Here is a 15298-nt window from a genome sequence, read left to right on the forward strand (position 1 = left end):
CAATATAGACTCCAAATATTTCTTGTTCAGCTCACTTGTTACTATTCCCCTTTTTAGCCGATGAAACCATGAAAAATGAACCGATTTTGCGGGTGTCTTCCCCAAAAAGACACCAATAAAAAAAGAGTGCGGTACACACCAGCACTCTTATACATCATTCCTTATGATTATTCATCCTTCCCGCTCCACCTGAAAAACTTGCTCGACAACACGACCGAAACAATAGAAATGCCCAGCAATACATAAACAGACGTCATGTTTTCCCAGATTGGTGAGGTGTTCCAAGTTGCGCGAAGAAGCTCGATCACGTAGTACAGTGGAAGAACCTTCGCGACGTACTGTAAAACCTCAGGCATCATTTCTAACGGGAACGTCGCACCTGATAAAAAGAGCATCAGGTTTAGAAAAAGTGAGCTGATCGCAGCCGCCGTTCCTACGTTTTTAGCGAGCGACGTAAGAAAAAGTGCAAAAGGAAAAAACGAGATGATGCTTACCAGCAGCGCAAGCACCGTGCTTCCCAAGTATTCAGGCATGTGCAGATCAAATACGAGCATACCGAACACGACAAGGACAACTGCCGAAAAAGCAAAGATCACCGTTCCTTGAATCGTGTGCGCAAAAAGAATCTTCCATGGCGCAAGGGGTGTCGATTGGTATCTTCTGAGAACCCCCGTCTCCCGGTAGCCTGAGAGCACCGTGCCTAACGTAAAGAATGCGGTGGTGACGATGTTGACTCCGATCCATGATGGAACATAAAGGCTTGCAAAATTGAAACCGCCCATAGATTCATTTTTAAACATGGACCCGAAAAGCCAAATCATGAGCACTGGGAACAAAAAGGTCCAAAAAACCTGGAGTTTATCCCGGAAAAACATTTTCGTTTCAAGCTTTGTGAGCTGCCATAATGCCGTCATGCTGTTTGCCCCCCTTCTAAATAGTGAACAAACAGGTCATCAAGCGTGCCTCGTTCGAATTTAAAATCAGCGATGTGATAGCTGCCTTCCTGGGCGTTTTTAAATAGATGAAAAGACGTTTCTTGAAGGTTTTCTGTATAGATCTTATAAGCGTCAGCCTCCATATCCTGCTCCACTTTTACAATGCCGGGAAGTGCTCGAAGCTCATCCAGCGGAAAATCCGGACTGCGAAAACTTACGTAATGAGCAGAAACATCCTCTACTAGCCGGGCTGGTTCATCCAATGCCCGAAGCTCACCGTTATAGATCATCGCGACTCGATCACACAGCTTTTCTGCTTCTTCCATATAATGCGTCGTCACAACGATCGTTGTCCCTTCATCCCTTAATGCTCGAATGATATTCCACATCTCGCGTCTCGCATGTGGATCAAGACCCATACTCGGTTCGTCGAGAAAAACAATTTCAGGCTGATGGAGAGTAGCCAAGGCTAAAGTAAGCCGCTGCTTCTGACCGCCGGATAAATCATCGAAATATGTATCCATCTTGTCTTCCAAACCGAGCAGCTTTAACATATGGTCACCGGAGCTTTTTTGATTGTAGATAGCAGAAAATAAACTCAACGCTTCTTTTACTTTCATCTTCTTCTGAATCGAGGTTGCCTGAAATTGTACCCCGATTTTGCCGTTTAGCTTTTTTCGGTCTTGTTCAGGATCCATCCCTAGCACAGACACTTCGCCAGAGCTCTTTTTGCGGAGACCTTCCATGATCTCGATCGTGGTTGTTTTCCCCGCGCCGTTTGGTCCAATAATGCCAAAGATCTCCCCTTTTTTTACAGAAAAAGATAAATTGTTTACCGCTTTTTTCGGTCCATAATTTTTGCTTAACGCCTTAACGGAAATAACTTCTTCCATATACCACACCGCTTTCTAGAATTTTCAAACACTCAACATATTTATTCAAAATTATTCCATTCTATGAATTTCATTAGAAAAACAAAAAACCCTCCTGCCAATGGGCAAAAGGGTTCAAAAATCATACTTTATTCGTAAAGCTTGTACTTTCCTGCAAGCTTCTCAACGCGTGCTTGTGCATCTTTTAATACATCAGCATCTTCAACGTTCTTTAGAACAGATGCCATGATCGATGCGATCTCGTCCATATCTTCTTCAACAAAACCGCGGGAAGTAACGGCTGCTGTTCCGATACGGATACCGCTTGTTACAAACGGGCTCTCTTGATCGAATGGAATCGTGTTTTTGTTTGCGGTAATACCGATATCATCAAGTGCTTTTTCAGCTACTTTCCCTGTTAACGCCAGTTCACTCACGTTGATTAAGATCAAGTGGTTGTCCGTGCCGTCAGAAACAAGTGTAAGTCCCTCTTTTTTCAGAGATTCAGCAAGTCGTTTCGCATTCTTTATGATCTGTTCCGCATATTTCTTGAAATCATCTGTAAGCACTTCACCAAAAGATACCGCTTTTGCAGCGATCACGTGCATCAAAGGACCACCTTGGATACCAGGGAAGATGGATTTATCAATTTTTTTCGCATATTCTTCTTTACATAAAATCATGCCGCCACGCGGTCCGCGAAGCGTCTTGTGTGTTGTCGTCGTTACAAAATCAGCATAAGGAACTGGATTCTGATGAAGACCCGCTGCAACAAGTCCAGCGATGTGGGCCATATCCACCATAAGGTAAGCTTCTACTTCATCCGCGATCTCACGGAACTTCGCGAAATCAATCTCACGCGGATACGCGCTCGCTCCAGCTACGATCAGCTTCGGACGGTGTTCAAGCGCTTTTTGACGAACATCTTCATAATCGATAACGTTCTTCTCTTTGTCCACGCCGTACTCGACAAAGTTGTATTGAATACCGGAAAAGTTAACAGCACTTCCGTGAGTTAAGTGTCCACCGTGTGATAGGTTCATACCAAGAACGGTATCACCTTGCTCTAGGATAGTGAAATAAACGGCCATGTTAGCTTGTGCACCAGAGTGCGGCTGTACGTTGGCATGTTCAGCACCGAAGATTTTCTTCACGCGGTCTCTTGCCAGGTTCTCTACAACATCCACATGTTCGCATCCGCCATAATAGCGTCTTGCCGGGTAGCCTTCTGCGTATTTATTTGTTAATACGGAGCCTTGCGCTTCCATTACGGCTTGGCTAACAAAGTTTTCAGAAGCAATCAGTTCGATTTTCGTACGCTGGCGATGCAGTTCATCCATGATGGATTGGTAGACTTCTTGATCAGCTGTTTTCAAATGGTTCATTTTCGCTTCCCCCTTACCTTATGTGAAAAAAATTTTTAATGATGTAACATACCCTTCTATCTTACACATTTATGTCGTCAGTTGTAAGGGGAAATGCACAATCTTTCACAAAGTGTGAAAATTCATATTTTTAGATAGGCATGAAAATGGTATGATGATAGATAATAGAGAGAAATAGTAGATGTAGAAGGGGTGTCATGCATCATGAATAAAAAGTGGTTTGGAGCGAGTCTTCTAGTCCTTGTGCTTGCATTAACGGGCTGCAGTGAAGAAAAAGCGAAGTCGGAAAAAGAGCCGAAGACAGAGCAGACCGAAAAGAATAAAGCTTCTGACGACATGGCAAAACAGCAAGCAAAAATCATTAAAAACTTGCAGGAGAATGCTGTGGAATTAGACCCTGCAACATTAGAATCGGATCCAAAAGCGTATGAAGAAAAAGTCATCAAAGCGGTGGGTACCGTGAATGAGGACAATCTAGAAAAAGGCATGGGCGGAAGCTTCGAGCTTAAAGTTGGAGAGACGAACTTTAAAGTGATGAACTTTACGATGGGTAATGTAGCGCCTGGTTCCGATGTCATCGTCTACGGAAACGTGAAGACTGGTAAAGATGCCAAATCAGGACTCTCGTTGATCAACGCGACTTATATTGAATAGTAGTTTATAAGGCTTGTCTTAGGGACAAGTCTTTTTTTATGAAAGAGCTTGGCTGTTTGGAGCACGCTTCAGCCGGATTGGGTTTCACGGTACGTGTTTTTATATTTATTACACGTTCGCTCAGAATCTTTGAGTACCGCTCAAAAAAGCGGATCTTCGCTCAACATTTCTTATCTTCGCTCAAAATCCCCTCGTTTCGCTCAAAATTCTTCTTTTTCGCTCAAACTAGCTCATAGCGAACACAAAACCACCCGCAAACCCCTGAAAAAAGCGACCAAACCGTCATTTTCTGCCAAATCCACGTTAAAATTGGCCAAAAAAAGAGCAGGCACCACGCCGCCCGCTCCCTTTCTTATTTATTTTGAAACTCATGAATCGCCTTATATTGAGAAGCCAACGCGTCAGACACATTTTGATAGATGGTAAACAACTCTCCATACGTCTCAGCATGTTCGGTGTTTGGCATCACGGTACTGTACTGCTTGATTTCCTCAGACACTTCCTGTAAAACATCTGTTTCATCGAGCGCAAATCTTCCTAACTGCACCGCTCCCAGACACGAGCTTTCGGTATGTTCCGGGATGTTGACTTCCTTCTGAAAGACATCTGCTAAGATCTGCTTCCATGCCGGTGAGTTCGTAAACCCGCCTGTCGCGAAGATCTTCACGTCCGCTTTTTCTTGAGTCTGTGTTTTAACAAGGCTATACACTTGATACAGATTGAAAATCGTGCCTTCTAATACCGCACGGACCATGTGATCTTTTTTATGGCGCAGCGTCAGTCCGATAAAAGAACCTTTTGCCTGCGCATCCCATAATGGAGCACGTTCACCCGTTAGATGAGGCAGGAAAATCAAGCCATCACTGCCTGGAGGTGCAGCGTCAGCCCGCTTGGAAAGCTTTTCGTACGAGCCTTCTTTCTCCACTTCAGTAAAAACATCGTGAACCCATTGAAACGCGATGCCGCCGTTATTCACCGGACCGCCTGACACCCAATGCTTTTCAGTCAGCGGATAACAGAACGTTCTTCCTTCTGCATCCAATATTGGGGTTTTTGAGATCGTCCGGATCGCTCCACTCGTACCGATCGTTACTGCTACATCTCCTGGCGAAATCGCACCTACTCCAAGATTTGACAGCGGGCCGTCGGTTGCTCCAATCACTACTTTTACAGAGGAATCCAGTCCGCTCAATTTTTCCAGTGTGACAGAAAGACTGTCCCAGTAAAAAGTGGTGGGCTTTATTTCAGGCAGCTTTTCTGCCGTCACATCTGCCATCTCTAACGCTTCTTGATCCCAATCAAGCGTTTGCATGTTCCATAAACCCATCGCGGCAGCCGACGCATAATCGATTGCCCATTCACCGAACCAGCGGTATAGTATGTACTCTTTTATCCCAACAAACTTCGCTGCGTTTTTAAATATATCCGGCTGCTCATTCTTTAGCCACTGCAGCTTAAACAAAGGTGTCATCGGATGAAGCGGCACACCTGTTCTTTTATAGAGATCTAAACCTTCAGCACTAGATCTCGCAGCAAACGCATAAGACTCACTGCGCGTATCAGCCCATGTGATGCTGTTCGTCAACGGCTTACCTTCTGCATCCACTGCAATAAGAGAGTGCATCGCCGTACTGAACGAGATAAACCCGATCTTCTCAGCCAAGTCTCCACTCTTCCTTACCGTCTCTCTTAATGAATAGATGACAGCTTCATAGATCTCATCAGGATTTTGTTCCGCAGATCCTGGAATTTCTGCGAGTAAAGGATAATTCTTTGAATGATGTGCTACAGCCGCTCCCTTTTCATCAAAAAGGACGACCTTCGTGCTTGTTGTTCCAATATCAATTCCGAGCGCATAACTTTTCAACATACATTCTCCTTCCAAAACGTTCACAAAAGGGAGCAGCATTAGTATGCCCTCCCTCGTTTAACAACTATCCTAGTGTATAAAGAACCCTAATACAAACACAACCATAAAGCCAGTTAATGCAATAATGGTCTCCATCATTGTCCAAGATTTTAATGTATCTTTTACGTTTAATCCAAAGTAACGGTTTACAAGCCAGAAGCCTGAATCGTTTACATGTGAAAGAACAGTAGCACCCGCAGCGATCGAGATAACGATCAAGCCAAGCACGGGTCCTTCTAACCCTAATGTGTCGATGAGCGGTGAGATCAAACCAGCTGCTGTAACCATCGCAACCGTTGCTGACCCTTGCGCAATACGGACGAGTGATGCGATCAAGAAGGCTAGTAGAATCGGAGGCAAAGCGGATCCCGCCATCATGTCCCCTAATACTTCTCCGACACCTGAATCGATCAAGATCTGTTTGAAAACACCACCTGCACCAGTAACTAAGATGATAATCCCCGCAGGTTCAAGCGCTTTTGTTGCGATGGTCTGAATCTCGTCACCGCTGTATCCTCTTTTTACACCTAAGAAGTAGAATGCAAGTAGTGTCGCTAGAATAAGCGCAACGAACGGATGACCTAGGAATGTTAATACAGAACGTGTTGTGTTGCCTTCTTCTAATAAAACACCTGATACCGTGTTCGCTAGAATCAATACGAGTGGAATAAAGATCAAGCTCGCGATCATCGCAAAACTTGGAAGCTCTTTGTCATAATGCTTTTCTTCCATCTCCATATAATCAGGTACAGTAACGTGGATCTTTTTCGCGATATATCTACCGAATACAGGTCCAGCTAGGATGGCAGAAGGAATACCTGCTAATACACCAAATAGGATTACCCAGCCAAGCTCAGCCCCTAAAAGGTCTGCAACCGCGATTGGTCCTGGTGTCGGCGGTACAAAGCTGTGTGTTACCGCTAAACCTGCTAAAAGCGGAATACCGTAGTAAAGCAACGAACGGCCTGTCTTTTTCGCAAGTCCGTAAACGATGGGAACTAAAATAATAAAACCAACATCGAAAAATACCGGGATGGCCACGAGGAATCCTGTCAGCGTCAGCGCCCACTGCGCTTTATCCTGACCGAATTTTTTTACCAATGTCTGTGCGAGACGTTCAGCACCGCCCGACACTTCAAGCATCTGTCCGAACATCGCACCTAGTCCAACAACGATGGCAACGAAACCGAGAGTTCCCCCCATGCCGTTCGTAATCGACTCTATAACATTTTGAAGCGGCATTCCAGCCGCTACCCCTACAAGCAAAGAAACGAGAAGGAGTGCAACAAAGGCATGCAGCTTTGTTTTAATAACTAAAAATAAAAGTGCAAAAACACCAAGTAGAGCAACGAGAATCAATGTTGATCCTGACATACTGATCATCCTTTATGCGTTAAAATTTTTTTCATGTATTGGTATCTTATAATAAAATTTTTTTATTGTAAACGTTTACAAGAAAATTATTTTCAAATCTCTCGTTCTCGGCTAAACTGAAAGTATCAACTTCCGTTATTAGGGGTGCTAATCTATGAATCACCAATCTTGCATTTTACGAATTAAATCCTCCTACTTTTCTTTCAGTGAAAAAGAAAAGCAGATTGCCGATTACGTGTTGAACGACCCAAAAAAGATGGTTCATAAAAGCATCAATCAAGTTGCAGATGATCTCGCTGTTGCAGATGCGACCGTGTTCCGATTCTGTAAAAGACTGGGTTATAAAGGCTATCAAGCGATGAGGATTGCTCTTGCCGCTGACATCGTGACACCGATCAAAGACATCCACGAGCAGATCCTGGAATCCGATGCTGAGATCGATATCGCGGCAAAAGTCGTAAAATCAAATATTCGCACATTAGAAGAGACATTAAATATCATGAACAGCGAAACGCTAGAACGTGCTGTTTCTGTTTTGAGTGCTGCAAGAAAAATCGATTTCTATGGAAACGGCGGCTCAGGTGTTATCGCAATGGATGCCCATCATAAATTTATTCGGACAGGCAAGACGAGCTCCGCATACAGTGACACACATATGCAGCTCATGTCCGCTTCCCAGTTGACTGATCAAGATGCAGCTGTTTTCATCTCTCATTCAGGAACGAACAAAGATCTCCTGGACGTTCTTTCCGTCGCGAAAGATAACGGGGCGAAGTGCATCGCGATCACAAACTATGCGAAAACGCCTTTAAGCAAGCAGGCGGACCTCGTTTTTTTTACGGTCTCAGAAGAAACCGCTTACAGGTCAGAAGCACTGTCTTCGAGGATCGCCCAATTGACGATTGTGGACCTCTTATTTGTCAACTTTATGATGAAAAATAAAGACAGCTTGCAGGATTCTATTCAAAGAATGAGGAATGCAATCTCCATCAAAAAAATGTAAAAGGGAGAATGTTAAATGGCTGATATTCAGATACGCCCTGTTATAAGAGAGGATCTAAAGGAGTTAAAAGATTTGATGCGCGCCTATATTGTGGATTTTTATAAAGGAAAAAAACCTGAGGATTCGCGGCTGGAGAACCACATCCTGCACATTTTGAATTCTGATGAAGCAGGAACGCAGTTTGTCGCAGTCGGAGAAGACGGAACGCTTGCCGGATTCGCCACCCTCTACTTCTCCTTCAGCACCACACGCGTTCAGAAGATCGCCATTTTGAACGACCTTTTCGTGGATGCGGCACATCGCGGGTCAGGAATCGGCGAGAAATTGTTTAGGCATGTCCTGCAGTTCACGAAAAACGAGGACTATGCGTACCTGACTTGGCAAACCGCCATGGATAATACGTCTGCACAAGCACTGTATAAGAAAATGGGCGGAAAGAATATTAACTCTGAGTGGATTCATTATGAGATTGAATGGAATTAGGGTGGATTGTGGGTCGCTAAACACTGGTTTTAACGCGTGAAATGGGCAATCTCCTTTTAAAATTAAGAAGGCTGACCAACGTCAGCCTCTTTAGCCCTTATAAGGTTTTACGGTACGTGTTTTTTTATTTTGTTACACGTTCGCGCAAGATGACCCTCGTTTCGCTCAAAATCCTCGAGTTACGCTCAGAATCGCAGAGCTACGCTCAAAATTCTTGATTTCCGCTCAAGATCGGTGGACTTTCGCTCAAACCTGCTGATCCGAGCCAATCTTACAATGACAAACAGCTTGAAAACATTCCATCCTAGCTTAGAATCTTACAAAGTCATTCCCTGATCTCGTTTTGATCTTCCAAACATCCTTTTTCTCTTGTTTCAAATAAAAAAGGAGCTTGAACTCAAAAGTTTTTACACGTTTAAGATCAAACCCCTTTCACAATCAAAAACAACGGATATCTTCTTTGCTTGGATATACGGCGCGTTCGCCGCCGATCAATTTCGGGCGGGTCTTCGCCAACGTGACGTGCGCCGCTCCGACCTTTTTGATTTCACTTCGAACCGGCACGGCAACATGCTTGAGGTGCATACCGATAAAGGTGTCACCGATGTCGATGCCTGCGTCGGCTTTTATATATTCAACGATTACGGGTTCATCCATGTGATGATAAGCGTGCGTCGCTAATGCACCGCCTGCTGATCGAGCCGGAACTACCCGAACTTCTTCATAGCCTCTTTTTTCTGCTTCCGCCCGCTCCATGACGAGGGCGCGATTCAAGTGTTCACAGCACTGCACGGCAAGTGCTACTCCTGTTTCCTCTTGAAACGCTGTGATACCGCGGTAAAGTGCACCTGCTGTATCCATCGTGCCTGATGTGCCAATTCGTTCACCAATTACTTCGCTCGTACTTGCACCTACTACTAATAATTGCGAACCTTTTAATTGTGCATGCTTTTGCAGATCTTGCAAAACATTCAGGACTTGGTTTTGAATCTGTTGGAGCTCGTCGCTCATTGGATGGTCTTCCCTTCATATTTTGGGTTTGTTGCTATTGGCCTTCGTATTGAGAGATCTTATCCACACGGCGTCCGTGGCGTCCACCTTCATATTCTGTTGTCAGCCATACTTTTGCGATTTCCAAAGCAAGGCCAGGACCGATGACACGTTCACCCATGGCAAGTACATTGCTGTCATTATGCTGTCTTGTTGCCTTTGCGCTGAACAGATCATGAACAAGGGCACAGCGGATTCCTTTTACCTTGTTTGCTGTGATACTCATCCCAATTCCTGTTCCGCAAATTAAGATTCCGCGATCAGCCTCGCCGTTGGCTACTTTTTCTGCGACAGGAATCGCAAAATCTGGGTAGTCTACAGATGTTGTGCATTCACAGCCAACATCTTCTACTTCCATTCCAAGCTCTTCAATCATAGCTATGATTTCTTTTCGTAATTCAACTCCGGCGTGATCTGAACCTATTGCTATTTTCATGTTGTCTGCACCTGCTCTCTCATACTTTTTTCCATTATATGCTTTCCTTGTACCCTATTCAATGCCGCATCACACTTATTTAAGACAGCCTCTTCCGAATATGATTCACTCTTTAGACTTATCGTCTTTTTTCACTAGTTTTTCAATAAGTGCTTCAATTTCATCTCTTGTTTCCTGATAGAGATGCAGGGGACCGCCGAATGGGTCTGTAATGTCTAGGGAAGGTATAGAACCCTCAAGTTTCATCCGCTTCTCCACAAGCGGACGCACTTCGTTTTCGAACGCTTGTTTCACATCTTCACTGCTCGAATCTTTTGACATATATTTTAGCTTGATCATCTCAATCTCTGTATAAAGCTCGTAAACTTCTTCGATCTTCTTTTTATCCTCTTCGTCCATCACGTACTCTTTTAGCGTATACGTTTTATTGACAGCATCCGGCCATCTCCCTACGAGGGCATGCTTATGGCTTTCGGTCATCGTTAAAATAAGATCTGCCCACTCGATCAAGTATTCGGTAACACCTTGTGACTGGTGATTTTCTTTGATCTTTTTTTCTGACAGGGCCTGTGTGGCATTTGAACTCATTACAGCGCCGTTCCCGGCAAATACTCCTGCTGATTTTACGTTGAACCTTCCCTTTCCTTTTTCCCGTAAAATCGCTTCAGCCATCGGACTTCGGCAAGTGTTTCCTGTACAAATAAATAACACGTTCATTGGAGTGTTCACCTCATATTCTAGCTTTCCCCATTTTTATAGAGAGTAACGTTTTTCTTAGTATATCATCGGATTCTAGGAGAAATAAATCTTCTGGCAATCAACTAAAAGGGAAAAAGAATCTTCACACCAAACGCAAGCAGAATACAGCCTCCTAGAGCTTCGCTGTAAGAACCCAGCCACTTCTGCACTTTCTTCCCCATCATGAGGCCCCACCACGTTAGAAGCATGCTCATCATCCCGAACATAAAAATAGTCAGCCACGTTTTTGCACCATAGATTCCTAAGCTAAGACCAACAGAAAAGCTGTCAAGTGAAGCACTTAAGGCAAAAACGAGCAGACCGAAACCAACGGGCCGAACAAGCGGCTCATCCTCTTTTGAAAAAGAAGAGCGAATCATCGTCACACCTAATATAACGAGAAGAATCCCTCCGATTATCCCTGCGATTCCCCCAAAATGAGCAGATATTTCTTTCCCGATCGTCATACCGCCAAGCGGCATCAGCATATGAAAAAGACCGATCGTGATTCCTATTTTCATAATCTGCTTTACTCTAAGAGAAAGCATCCCCATCCCCAGCCCGATCGAAAAGGCGTCCATACCGAGTGCGATGGACATAAACCACAGTGTCATCCATTCCCCCATCGTCGCCAAATAGTTCCCACTCCTTTATCCATCATACTTTCAACCTATGCATGTCTACTTTTAAAAAGACTAAAAATATACAAGCTGTTTAAACGGCTAAAAATTGCACACTTAACAGATGCAAAGGAAGGGAAATTGCATAGGGACCGCGTATATAAAAGAGATATAAACCTGTTCGAAAAAGGGAGGAACAAGCATGGTCCAAAACGTACCGGCCATTCCAACATCAGGAACAAGCATATGGCGGTTCTCTCCGTTTAAAACCGGTGTTTCCCGCCAAAAAAGCATGACCTTTCGATTTATAAAGCAAGGTGATGAAATCATCATGACCGAGAGCCAAGGTGAGCTTTTTGACATGTTCGGCCTCAAACAGGAAAACGTATTGCAAAAAAGAATAGAAGACATCTTTCCGCCAGAGATGGCCGTTTTTAAGAAAGAAGTATACGAGAGAGCGTTAAAAGGAGAAAGTTTAACGTATGAATCGAAGCTGAACGGCATCCCATTTCTGGCAGCGATCGGCCCTATCTTTAAAGATGGAGAAGTGTCTGAAGTTTACGGGTTCTGCGTGGACTTGAGCGAACGAATACAAGTAGAAACGCAGCTTGCAGAAAGTGAACAGCGGTTCAGATCACTAATGGACTATAACATCGATGCTTTATTCTCTTTGGACCTTGACGGTAAATTTACAACCGTCAACAAAGCTTGTACCGCATTGACAGGATACAGCGAAACAGAGCTTCTTAGCATGACGTTCGATCCTCTTATGATGCCTGAGCGAAAAGCGACCGCGATCGAACAGTTTAAAGATGTCTTAAAAGGTAATTCCCAGATGCACGAAACACGCATCCTCCAAAAAAACGGGAATACCCGCCAGATTACGTTTACGCTTACCCCGATCATCGTGCTGAACAACGTACATGGTGTATTTGGCATCGCAAAGGATGTAACCGCCAAAAGAGAAGCGGAAAAGGAACTGAGAGAAACAAAGGATCTGCTCGAATCCGTTATCTATCATTCTAGTGACGCTATCTCCGTCGTACACGTAGCGGATTTTTCGGTAAAAGTAAATCCGGCTTTCGAACAGATCTACGGCTGGTCACAGAGCGAATTGAACGGCAACCTTTCTTCATATATCCTGCCGATCGTTCCTCATGATAAAATCGCTGAATGTGAAAGACTCGTCACCATTGTGAAACACGGCGGCTATGTAAAAGGAGTAGAGACGATCCGGCTCACGAAAAACGGGCAACGCCGCAACGTCAGCCTTTCTCTTAGCCCCATATACGGGGAAAACGGCGAAGTGGTCGCTTTATCCGCGATTTCAAGAGATATCACAGAAAAAAAATTAAAAGAAAAGGCATTAAAAGAAAGCGAAGAAAAGTACCGGATTATCGCAGAGAACACGACAGATCTAATCGGAGTGGTAGATCTAGAAGGGAACGTCAAATACTTCTCTCCTTCTAACAGGCTGCTGCTCGGCTTCGACCCGTCCATTTATGACGGAAAAAAGATTCAAGGATTCTTCCATCCAGATGACAGGCCAAAAGTAAAATTTGCGATCAATGAGATGGTACAAACGCTAAAACCGGTTAAATTCGAAGTTCGATGCAAGCATGCACACGGACATTGGGTAACCCTAGAAGCAAACGCGACCCCGATCATCAACGACCTCGGCCAGCCAGAATCGTGCGTTGTTGTCGCTCGTGATTTAACAGAACGGAAACAAACCGAAGAGATGCTCAGAAAATCAGACAAACTCTCCGTACTCGGACAGCTTGCAGCAGGTGTGGCCCATGAGATCCGTAACCCCCTGACTTCCATACGAGGATTTCTGCAGCTTCTGCAATCCAAAGCATCAGAAGATAAGGATTACTACGAAATCATGCTCTCAGAGATCGACCGCATCAACAGCATCGTAGGAGAATTCATGCTGCTCGCAAAACCGCAAGCGATGAATTTTACAAAAACTGATCTAAGAGATCTGCTTCGGCATGTCATCTCGATCCTGGATACGCAAGCGATATTAACGAATGTTCAGATCTATTTTGACAGTGAACCTGATCTCCCTGAAATCTGGTGTGTGGATAATCAGATTAAACAAGTGTTCGTGAACATGCTAAAAAACGCCATTGAAGCCATGCCAACAGGCGGCTTCGTACATATTCACCTCAGAAAACAAGATAATAACGTGATCACATCCTTTACCGATCATGGCTGCGGAATTCCCGAAGAACGCCTCGCCACCCTCGGCGAACCGTTTTACACCACAAAGGAAAAAGGAACAGGACTCGGCCTGATGATCTGTTACAAAATCGTGGAGAATCATCACGGAAAAATTTTAATCGACAGCAAGATTAACGAAGGCACCACCTTCTCAATCGTGCTGCCGATTCAAAAAAACAAGCCTGTGTCGCATTAGACACAGGCTTTTCAGTTCCGTTTCAGCACTGTTTAGCTCCGTTTTATTAAGTTTGAGCGAAAAAACGAGATTCTGAGCGAAACGGGGGTCAGTTTGAGCGAAGATAACGAATGTTGAGCGTAACTCGGCTTTTTTGAGCGGTACTCAAAAATTCTGAGCGAACGTGTAATATATTATAAAAACACGTACCGTAAAAAGCGGTTCACCCATTAAAAAAGCAGCAAGGTATAAACTACCCTACTGCTTCACTATCCGCTATGTTTTCACTGTTCTTTTATCACATTTCCGCCAGCTGATTTTTCAAGTCTGTTCATAATCGCGACTCCTACTCCGGTTTTCGGGAACACTTCACCAAATATCTGATCGACACCCGCTTCATTAAATGAACGAAGGGCCTCATATAAATGCTGAGCGACCGATTCTGGATTCTCTCTTCTCCCAGCAGGAATGACGCAGTCCGCTTGATAAACATCCACTCGTTCCTTGGTAGTGAGGACTCCGATTTTCTTTCCCCTAGCTTTTTCTTTATCCACAAGCTGCTGTAAAAATTCCGGGCTACCATCCACAAGGACAAAAGGGGCATCTGGCGCATAGTGTGTATATTTCATACCCGGTGACCGCGGTGCGAGCTTTTCATTTTGGATACCTGGGTCGATCGTGACATTTCCGGACCCTACAACGCGTTCCAAATCCTCTAACGTAACTCCGCCTGGTCTTAGGATCGTTACTTTTTCATCCGTACATTCAACCACAGTCGATTCCACGCCAACTCCCGTAGATCCTCCGTCCACGATTCCAGGAATTTTTCCTTTTAAATCTTCGTACACGTGGTTCGCTGTTGTCGGGCTTGGTTTACCTGAAAGGTTCGCACTTGGTGCAGCAAGCGGAACACCAGATGCCTCGATCACAGCCAATGCTACAGGATGATCAGGCATTCTCACCGCAACGGTCGATAACCCTGCCGTAACTTTTTCGCTCACATGTTCACCTTTTGGCAGTACGATCGTTAAAGGACCTGGCCAAAAAGCGTTCATCAGCTTTCCTGCATTTTCGGGTATAGAAGAAACGAGGCCGTCGAGCTGTTTTCGGTCTGAAATGTGGACAATGAGCGGATTGTCGCTCGGTCTTCCTTTTGCTTCAAAAATTCGCGCAATCGCATGGTCGCTTTGCGCGTTACCCGCCAGTCCATAAACCGTTTCAGTCGGCAAAGCCACCACTTCATTTTGTTTTATCCACAAGGATGCTTGAATAACTTGTGGATGTTGGACGAGCTTTTCGTCAAAGTTATCCACAGTCCAGCGTTCCGTTTGGAATGATTTCATCGTTCTAATCCCTTTCTACTACTCAGGTTGACCCCATTTAAAGAGGCCAATCCACAAAACTTTTATATCCACAGAGTTATGCACAATTTGTC

The 15298-nt window shown here is 44.5% G+C and carries 14 protein-coding genes; 4 read left to right on the forward strand and 10 right to left on the reverse strand.

Going from position 1 to position 15298, the window contains the following annotated elements:
- Positions 1-167: 167 nt before the first annotated feature.
- The 3 genes from M3206_RS08240 to glyA all read right to left on the reverse strand — a co-directional run bounded on the left by M3206_RS08240 (position 168) and on the right by glyA (position 3192).
- On the reverse strand, positions 168-914 hold the full coding sequence (locus M3206_RS08240) for an ABC transporter permease (protein ID WP_251312040.1): 747 nt from the start codon (positions 912-914) through the stop codon (positions 168-170).
- The gene (locus tag M3206_RS08245) at positions 911-1828 is read right to left on the reverse strand and encodes an ABC transporter ATP-binding protein (protein WP_251312041.1); all 918 of its coding nucleotides are present in this window, start codon (positions 1826-1828) and stop codon (positions 911-913) included. The genes M3206_RS08240 and M3206_RS08245 overlap by 4 nt, the downstream gene beginning before the upstream one ends.
- Positions 1829-1956: 128 nt before the next feature.
- The gene (gene glyA / locus M3206_RS08250) at positions 1957-3192 is read right to left on the reverse strand and encodes a serine hydroxymethyltransferase (protein ID WP_251312042.1); all 1236 of its coding nucleotides are present in this window, start codon (positions 3190-3192) and stop codon (positions 1957-1959) included.
- Between the two features lie 204 nt (positions 3193-3396).
- Between glyA and M3206_RS08255 the strand changes: the two genes are divergently transcribed.
- Positions 3397-3846, forward strand: coding sequence for a hypothetical protein (locus tag M3206_RS08255; RefSeq protein ID WP_251312043.1), 450 nt, complete (start codon positions 3397-3399; stop codon positions 3844-3846).
- A 352-nt stretch (positions 3847-4198) separates the two neighbouring features.
- Here M3206_RS08255 and M3206_RS08260 read toward each other — a convergent pair whose 3' ends face one another.
- Positions 4199-5716 (reverse strand): gluconokinase, encoded by a 1518-nt coding sequence (locus M3206_RS08260; RefSeq protein WP_251312101.1) that lies wholly within the window; start codon positions 5714-5716, stop codon positions 4199-4201.
- 69 nt (positions 5717-5785) lie between these two features.
- On the reverse strand, positions 5786-7129 hold the full coding sequence (locus tag M3206_RS08265) for a gluconate:H+ symporter (protein ID WP_251312044.1): 1344 nt from the start codon (positions 7127-7129) through the stop codon (positions 5786-5788).
- A gap of 154 nt (positions 7130-7283) precedes the next feature.
- Between M3206_RS08265 and M3206_RS08270 the strand changes: the two genes are divergently transcribed.
- Both M3206_RS08270 and M3206_RS08275 read left to right on the forward strand, forming a co-directional pair.
- Positions 7284-8132, forward strand: coding sequence for a MurR/RpiR family transcriptional regulator (locus M3206_RS08270; protein ID WP_251312045.1), 849 nt, complete (start codon positions 7284-7286; stop codon positions 8130-8132).
- 15 nt (positions 8133-8147) lie between these two features.
- Entirely contained in the window at positions 8148-8615 is a 468-nt protein-coding gene (locus M3206_RS08275) for a GNAT family N-acetyltransferase (RefSeq protein ID WP_251312046.1), read from the forward strand.
- Positions 8616-9053: 438 nt separating this feature from the next.
- Here M3206_RS08275 and M3206_RS08280 read toward each other — a convergent pair whose 3' ends face one another.
- The 4 genes from M3206_RS08280 to M3206_RS08295 form a co-directional block, all read right to left on the reverse strand.
- Positions 9054-9626, reverse strand: a complete 573-nt coding sequence (locus M3206_RS08280; protein WP_251312047.1) for a TIGR01440 family protein — start codon at positions 9624-9626, stop codon at positions 9054-9056.
- Positions 9627-9660: 34 nt separating this feature from the next.
- Positions 9661-10101 (reverse strand): ribose 5-phosphate isomerase B, encoded by a 441-nt coding sequence (gene rpiB, locus M3206_RS08285; protein WP_251312048.1) that lies wholly within the window; start codon positions 10099-10101, stop codon positions 9661-9663.
- A gap of 105 nt (positions 10102-10206) precedes the next feature.
- Positions 10207-10818, reverse strand: a complete 612-nt coding sequence (locus M3206_RS08290; protein WP_251312049.1) for a low molecular weight protein arginine phosphatase — start codon at positions 10816-10818, stop codon at positions 10207-10209.
- A 104-nt stretch (positions 10819-10922) separates the two neighbouring features.
- The gene (locus tag M3206_RS08295; RefSeq protein WP_251312102.1) at positions 10923-11465 is read right to left on the reverse strand and encodes a manganese efflux pump MntP family protein; all 543 of its coding nucleotides are present in this window, start codon (positions 11463-11465) and stop codon (positions 10923-10925) included.
- Between the two features lie 196 nt (positions 11466-11661).
- Between M3206_RS08295 and M3206_RS08300 the strand changes: the two genes are divergently transcribed.
- A complete protein-coding gene (locus tag M3206_RS08300; RefSeq protein WP_251312050.1) occupies positions 11662-13884 on the forward strand; it encodes a PAS domain S-box protein in 2223 nt (740 codons plus the stop codon).
- A 263-nt stretch (positions 13885-14147) separates the two neighbouring features.
- On the opposite strand, the gene M3206_RS08305 is transcribed toward M3206_RS08300, so the two are convergent.
- The gene (locus M3206_RS08305) at positions 14148-15206 is read right to left on the reverse strand and encodes an L-threonylcarbamoyladenylate synthase (protein WP_251312051.1); all 1059 of its coding nucleotides are present in this window, start codon (positions 15204-15206) and stop codon (positions 14148-14150) included.
- Positions 15207-15298: the final 92 nt, after the last annotated feature.

The organism is Fictibacillus phosphorivorans (assembly GCF_023715845.1).
Classification (GTDB): domain Bacteria; phylum Bacillota; class Bacilli; order Bacillales; family Fictibacillaceae; genus Fictibacillus; species Fictibacillus phosphorivorans_D.